The following is a 6703-nucleotide window of genomic DNA, read 5'->3' as shown; positions in this document are numbered from 1 at the left end:
CGGTCGGGGTGGGCGTTCGCGCTGGCGTTGGCTTGCATCTATGGGCCGTCAGCATCCCCCGGTCTCACGACCGGGGTTGCTGCGGCTGCGTTCCTCATCGACGCTTGGGCGAACGAAATGGGGAATCACTACGGTGGTCTGTCCGCTGCTGACGGCAGATGGCCCGGATCGTCCCTCCATCCCGACACCCTCATCCGCTGCGTCTGGGGGTGCAGACGGAACATACAAGCCCGGATGCCAATCCGGGAAGCGAACACGATCAGTCGTCCAGCCCCAGCTCCTGGATCTTGCGCGTGATGGTGTTGCGCCCGATCCCCAGCTTCTGTGCCGCCTCGATGCGCCGCCCGCGCGTGATCTCGAGCGCGGTGTGGATCAGCTGCGCCTCGAACTTGCGCGTCAGCGTGTCCCACACCTCCGGCAAGCCGGCCTGCAGCATGCTGCGCGACTCGCGTTCCAGGTCGCTCAGCCAGTGCGTGCTGCCCGCTGTCGCGGCCGCCGCATCGGGCACGGCCGCGGGGGCCGGCACCGGCACGTAGGGCATCGGCGCCCCACCCGCATCGACCGCCTCCGGCACGGACGGCGCCAGCGCCCGCGGCACCGACGCCGCCGCCGCCACCGGGTCGGCCTGGAACTCCGGCGGCAGGTCCTTGGCCTCGACCACCTGTGCCGGTGCCATCACCGTCAACCAGTGGCAGATGTTCTCCAGCTGCCGCACGTTGCCCGGAAAGTCGAACTGCATCAGCCGCGCCAGCGCCGCGTCGGTGATGCGCTTGGCCTCGACGCCCAGCTCCTTCGCGCTCTTCTGCAGGAAGAAGCGCGCCAGCGCCGGCACGTCCTCGCGCCGCTCGCGCAGCGCCGGCAGGCGCAGCCGGATCACGTTCAGCCGGTGAAACAGGTCCTCACGGAAGGCACCGAGCTTGACCCGTTCTTCCAGGTTCTGGTGCGTCGCCGCGATCACGCGCACGTTGCTGCGCAGCGGGTTGTGGCCGCCCACGCGGTAGAACTGGCCGTCGCTCAGCACGCGCAGCAGCCGCGTCTGCAGGTCGAACGGCATGTCGCCGATCTCGTCGAGGAACAGGGTGCCGCCGTCGGCCTGCTCGAAGCGCCCACGGCGCGTCGTCTGCGCGCCGGTGAACGCGCCGCGCTCGTGGCCGAACAGCTCGGACTCGAGCAGGTCCTTCGGGATCGCCGCGGTGTTGATCGCGACGAACGGGCCGCTCGCGCGCGGGCTGTGCTTGTGCAGCGCCTGCGCGACCAGCTCCTTGCCCGAGCCCGACTCGCCGGTGATCAGCACCGTGACCACGCTCTGGCTCAGCCGCCCGATGGCGCGGAAGACGTCCTGCATCGCCGGCGCCTGGCCCAGCATCTCGGGCATCTGTGCCATGCGCTCGTCGCGCACCTCCTCGCGCATGCTCTCGTCGAGCGCACGCCGGATCAGCTCGACCGCCTTCGGCACGTCGAAGGGCTTGGGCAGGTACTCGAAGGCGCCGCCCTGGAACGCGCTGACCGCGCTGTCGAGGTCGGAGTAGGCCGTCATGATGATGACCGGCAGGCCCGGATGGCGCTCCTTGACCTTGCTCAGCAGCTCGATGCCCGAACCGCCCGGCATCCGGATGTCGGATACCAGCACCTGCGGCTCGTCGTCCTCCAGGGCCAGCAGCACGTCGCGCGGGTTGGTGAAGCTGCGCACCGCGAGGTCTTCACGCGCCAGCGCCTTCTCCAGCACGAAGCGGATGGATTGGTCGTCGTCAACGATCCAGATGGGTTTCATGCCCTGCCTGTGGTTCCGGCCCCGCCCTCCCCGGCTTCTGGCTCAGGGCAACGGGATCACGATCTTGAAAAGGGTCTGGCCCGGTTTGCTCTCGCATTCGATCATGCCCTGGTGTTGCTGCACGAAAGTCTGCGCCAGCGTGAGTCCCAAGCCCGACCCGCCATCGCGCCCCGATACCAGCGGGTAAAAAATGCGATCGCGGATCGACTCCGGAATCCCCGGGCCGTTGTCTTCGATATGCAAGTCCAGTGCCAGTCGGTAGCGCTGCTTGCCCAGCGTCACCTGGCGCGCGATGCGCGTGCGCAGCGTGATGCGGGCGTCGCCCTGCTGGATGCGGTCGACCAGCGCCTGCGCCGCGTTGTGCGCGATGTTGAGCACCGCCTGGATCAGCTGCTCGCGGTCGCCGCGGAAGTCGGGGATCGAGATGTCGTAGTCGCGCAGCACCGCCAGCCCGCGCGGGAACTCGGCGATGATCAGCGAGCGCACCCGCTCGCAGACCTCGTGGATGTTGACGTCGCTCACCACGTGCGGCTTGCGGTGCGGCGCCAGCAGCCGGTCGACCAGCGCCTGCAGCCGGTCGGCCTCCTGGATGATGACCTGGGTGTACTCGGTCAGCGCGCGCGATTCGACCTCCATCTCGAGCAGCTGCGCCGCGCCGCGGATGCCGCCGAGCGGGTTCTTGATCTCGTGCGCCAGGTTGCGGATCAGCTCCTTGTTGGCCCGTGCCTGGCCGAGCGCGCGCTCCTCGCGGTCCTGGCGCGTCTGCTGCTCGATTTCCACCAGCTCGACGATGGCCTCGTTCGGCCGATCGAGCTGGTTGACGATCACGTGCACCGGCAGCGCGTCGCCATGCGCCGACACCGGCCGGCGCAGCAGCGCCTCGAAGCGGCTGGTGGCGAAATCGTTGCGGACCACGGCGGCCACGGTGTCGCGCACCGAATTGGCATCGATGAACCATTCGAACAGCGAGCCGCCCAGTACGCTGCGCCGCGGCAGCCCCAGCACGTTCTCGAACGCGGCGTTGGCGAACAGGCAGCTGCCGTCCTCGCGCACCACCGCCACCATGGTGGCGAGGTGGTCGAAGGCTTCATAGCGGCCGGCCACGCCGCTGGCGTCGGCTTTTGCGCGGACGGTCCTGGACTGGCTCACTGGAGCTTCGCGATTTCGCGCCGGATCGCGGCGATGTCGCTTTCCTTGCGCAGGATGCCGGCCTTCATCTCGGCGACCCGGTCGATGTACTTCTGGTAGTTCTTCTCGTCGCCCTGGCGCTCGGGCTCGCCGTTGTTGTAGGCCTTTTGCATCTCGGCCAGGCGCTCCTCTTCCTTCTTCAACTCGGCCTCGAGGATGCGGCGCGCATCGCTGTCGCGGGCGCGCTGGTCGTTCGGGTCGATCTTCTCGCTGCTGCTGCGGGCGCCGCTGCCCGAGGCGGCCTTGGCCGGGCGCAGGCCCTGCACCACCGTGATGGGGGCGCCTTCGAGCGTCTTGCAGCCCTTCTCCTTCGCCTCCTTGGCCGACAGCGTGTCGGTGTAGAGGACCGGGTTGCCGGGGCAGCGGTAGACGGTCTTTTCCTCGGCCGAAACTGCCGTGGCCGTCACGGCGAAGAGCAGGCAGCTGGCCAGGATGGGATGGAAACGCATGAAGTCACCTCGGGCATGGAGTCGGGTGGATTGTGGCTGATCATGCCAAGCAAAAAAGGGACGGCAAATGCCGTCCCTTCGTTGTCATGTTCCGGATCTGCCGGGGGTGAGAGTTGCGGCCCTCGTCCCGGGTTCCGTACCGACGCGCAGGCCCTCGTCAGGCGCTGTAGTACATGTCGAACTCGACCGGATGGGTCGTCATGCGGAAGCGGGTCACTTCCTGCATCTTCAGCTCGATGTAGGCGTCGAGGTAAGCATCGGTGAAGACGCCGCCCTTGGTCAGGAACGCGCGGTCCTTGTCCAGGTAGTCGAGCGCCTGGTCGAGGCTGTGGCAGACGGTCGGGATCTTCGCGTCTTCTTCCGGCGGCAGGTGGTACAGATCCTTGGTGGCGGCTTCGCCCGGGTGGATCTTGTTCTCCACGCCGTCCAGGCCGGCCATCAGCAGCGCCGAGAAGGCCAGGTACGGGTTGGCCAGCGGATCCGGGAAGCGCGCTTCGATGCGGCGGCCCTTCGGGTTGGCGACGTACGGGATGCGGATCGAGGCCGAGCGGTTCTTGGCCGAGTAGGCCAGCTTCACCGGGGCTTCGAAGCCCGGGACCAGGCGCTTGTAGCTGTTGGTGCCGGGGTTGGTGATCGCGTTCAGCGCGCGGGCGTGCTTGATGATGCCGCCGATGTAGAACAGCGCGAACTCGCTCAGGCCGGCATAGCCGTCGCCGGCGAACAGGTTCTTGCCGTCCTTCCAGACCGACTGGTGCACGTGCATGCCCGAGCCGTTGTCGCCGACGATCGGCTTGGGCATGAAGGTCGCGGTCTTGCCGTAGGCGTGGRCCACGTTGTGGATCACGTACTTCTGCAGCTGCAGCCAGTCGGCGCGCTGCACCAGCGAGCTGAACTTGGTGCCGATTTCCATCTGGCCCGCGTTCGCCACTTCGTGGTGATGCACTTCGACCGGAATGCCCAGCGATTCGAGGATCAGGCACATCTCGGAGCGCAGGTCCTGGGCACTGTCGACCGGCGGCACCGGGAAGTAGCCGCCCTTCACCGCAGGACGGTAGCCGGAGTTGCCGTGCTCGTATTCCTTGCCGGTGTTCCAGGCCGCCTCTTCGGATTCGATCTTCGAGAACGAACCGGACATGTCCACGTTCCAGCGCACGCTGTCGAAGATGAAGAACTCGGGTTCCGGGCCGAAGAAGGCGGTGTCGCCGATGCCGGAAGACTTGAGGTAGGCCTCGGCGCGCTTGGCCAGCGAGCGCGGGTCGCGCTCATAGGGCTTGCCGTCGGTCGGCTCGATCACGTCGCAGGTGAGGATCAGCGTCGGCTCTTCGAAGAACGGGTCGATGTTGGCCGTGTTCGGGTCCGGCATCAACAGCATGTCGGAAGCCTCGATGCCCTTCCAGCCGGCGATCGACGAACCGTCGAAGGCATGACCGGAGATGAACTTGTCTTCGTCGAACGCAGACAGGGGCACCGAAACGTGTTGCTCTTTGCCGCGGGTATCGGTGAAGCGGAAGTCAACGAACTTGACCTCGCTTTCCTTCACCATCTTCATCACGTCGGCGACGGTCTTTGCCATCAGGTTCTCCTAGCGAGAGGCTTGTGGGGTGAGTGGGATTGGTAGAGACGACAGATTCAGTGCCGGGAGGCCTGGAAATGCGCACAGGAATGTAGCAGAAAGCATGCCCGAGCCCGATGACGGCGCACCCCTCGACAGCACGCACCGGAACGCCACTTTGGTGCACCCGACGGCACCACCCTGGGCCCGGCGTCGGGCCATCAACGCACCAATTCGGGGCCGAGCTCGGCACCATGGCCGCGCAGGCCGGCCAGCAGTTCGGCATAGGCCGGAACCACCGCATCGGCGGCGCCCTTCACGCCGAGCTCGATGTGGCGGCCCAAGGTCGGATGGTCGACGCTCGGCAGGCTGAACACCTTGACGCCCACGAAGCGGGCCTCGATGGCCTCCATCAGCGGCGTCAGCGTCGACTCCATCGCGCCGAACACGATCACCGACTGCTCGCGCATGCGCTCGCTGCGGTGCAGGTGGGCGAAGCGGTGGTCGAGCACCCATTCGATCATCGGCCAGGCCATCACCGGGAAGCCGGGCACGAAGTGCACGCTGCCCACCGAGAAGCCGGCGATCTTGTTGTAGGGGTTGGGGATGATGTCGGCGCCTGACGGGAACATGCCCATGTTGAGGCGGTGCACGTTGTCGGCGCGCTCGGGCTCGTAGGGCAGGCCCTGCTCGGCGGCGATGTCGCGCATGCGTTCGAGGATCAGCTCGCGCGCCTGCGGGTGCAGCGCAAGCGGCACGCCGAGCGCGCGCGCGGCGCACTGGCGCGTGTGGTCGTCCGGCGTGGCGCCGATGCCGCCGCACGAGAACACGACGTCGCCGCTGGCGAACGCATCGCGCAGGTCGGCGGTGATGCGGGCCGGGTCGTCGCCGACGTAGCGCACCCACGACAGCGCCAGGCCACGTGCGGCCAGCAGCGCGATCACCTTGGACAGGTGCTTGTCCTCGCGTTTGCCGGACAGGATTTCATCGCCGATGATGATCAGGCCGAAGTTCATGGACAGGCAACCTTCATGCGGGAGGCAGCGGAATCGGGGGCGATTCGGGCGGCGGCATGGCGACCGATGCAGCCAGCGCCTGGCCGGCGCGCAGCTCGGCCAGCGCGGCGAGCGCGAAGTGCGCGAACCACAGCGACGAGAACGCGAACACCAGCGTGTAGATCCAGATCGCGACCGGCACCAGGATCGGCGCGAGCGCGAGGAACACCAGCCCCGAGGCCCACACCAGCGAGGGCAAGGCGCCGAGGTAGCCGGTGGCCAGGCCCAGGCCCAGGAAGCTCATGCGGTGGCGGCGGATCAGTTCGCGGCGCTCTTCCTTGCTCGCGTGCTCGGACAGCACGTCGTAGCTCATCACGCGGTAGGTGAGCCAGCCCCAGATCAGCGGCGGCACCACCAGCACCATCAGCGGCACGAACCACAGCGGGATCGACGCGACCAGCGCCACCAGCGCGACGGCGGTGGAGCCGAGGCTGACGATGAGGCTGCCGACGATGGTGCCGCCTTCGCGGCGCTCGAGCAGCGGGAAGCGGCGCTTCGCGACCAGGTTCAGCATGGCCGGCGTCATCAGCGTCGCGACGRCCAGCAGCGACAGCAGCACCAGCACCGGTGTCGCGAGGAAGATCACGACCATCGGCCCGACCACCGAGCGCAAGTTGCCGGCGCCCAGGCTGGCGAGCCAGTCGAACAGCGCGTGCAGCAGGTCCCATGAATCGAGCAGGTAGCGCAC

The 6703-nt window shown here is 67.6% G+C and carries 6 protein-coding genes; all 6 read right to left on the bottom strand.

Features of this window, described 5'->3' with window-relative positions; translation table 11 throughout:
- Positions 1 to 259 precede the first annotated feature (259 nt).
- Positions 260 to 1771: a nitrogen regulation protein NR(I) gene (gene ntrC / locus AC1DYN_RS31160; protein WP_477966444.1), complete on the bottom strand. Its 1512-nt coding sequence runs from the start codon at positions 1769 to 1771 to the stop codon at positions 260 to 262.
- Positions 1772 to 1813: 42 nt separating this feature from the next.
- On the bottom strand, positions 1814 to 2836 hold the full coding sequence (gene glnL, locus AC1DYN_RS31155) for a nitrogen regulation protein NR(II) (RefSeq protein ID WP_477966446.1): 1023 nt from the start codon (positions 2834 to 2836) through the stop codon (positions 1814 to 1816).
- An 80-nt stretch (positions 2837 to 2916) separates the two neighbouring features.
- Positions 2917 to 3408: a hypothetical protein gene (locus AC1DYN_RS31150; RefSeq protein WP_477966442.1), complete on the bottom strand. Its 492-nt coding sequence runs from the start codon at positions 3406 to 3408 to the stop codon at positions 2917 to 2919.
- Between the two features lie 157 nt (positions 3409 to 3565).
- A complete protein-coding gene (gene glnA / locus AC1DYN_RS31145; RefSeq protein ID WP_477966440.1) occupies positions 3566 to 4981 on the bottom strand; it encodes a type I glutamate--ammonia ligase in 1416 nt (471 codons plus the stop codon).
- A 200-nt stretch (positions 4982 to 5181) separates the two neighbouring features.
- The gene (locus AC1DYN_RS31140) at positions 5182 to 5976 is read right to left on the bottom strand and encodes a competence/damage-inducible protein A (RefSeq protein ID WP_477966438.1); all 795 of its coding nucleotides are present in this window, start codon (positions 5974 to 5976) and stop codon (positions 5182 to 5184) included.
- Positions 5977 to 5989: 13 nt separating this feature from the next.
- On the bottom strand, positions 5990 to 6703 hold a 714-nt coding region (locus AC1DYN_RS31135), incomplete at its 5' end, for an EI24 domain-containing protein (RefSeq protein ID WP_477966436.1).

The organism is Rhizobacter sp. P2_D12 (assembly GCF_056404395.1).
Note: the sequence above shows the minus strand (reverse complement) of the source record. Positions and strands in the feature narration are given on the sequence as shown.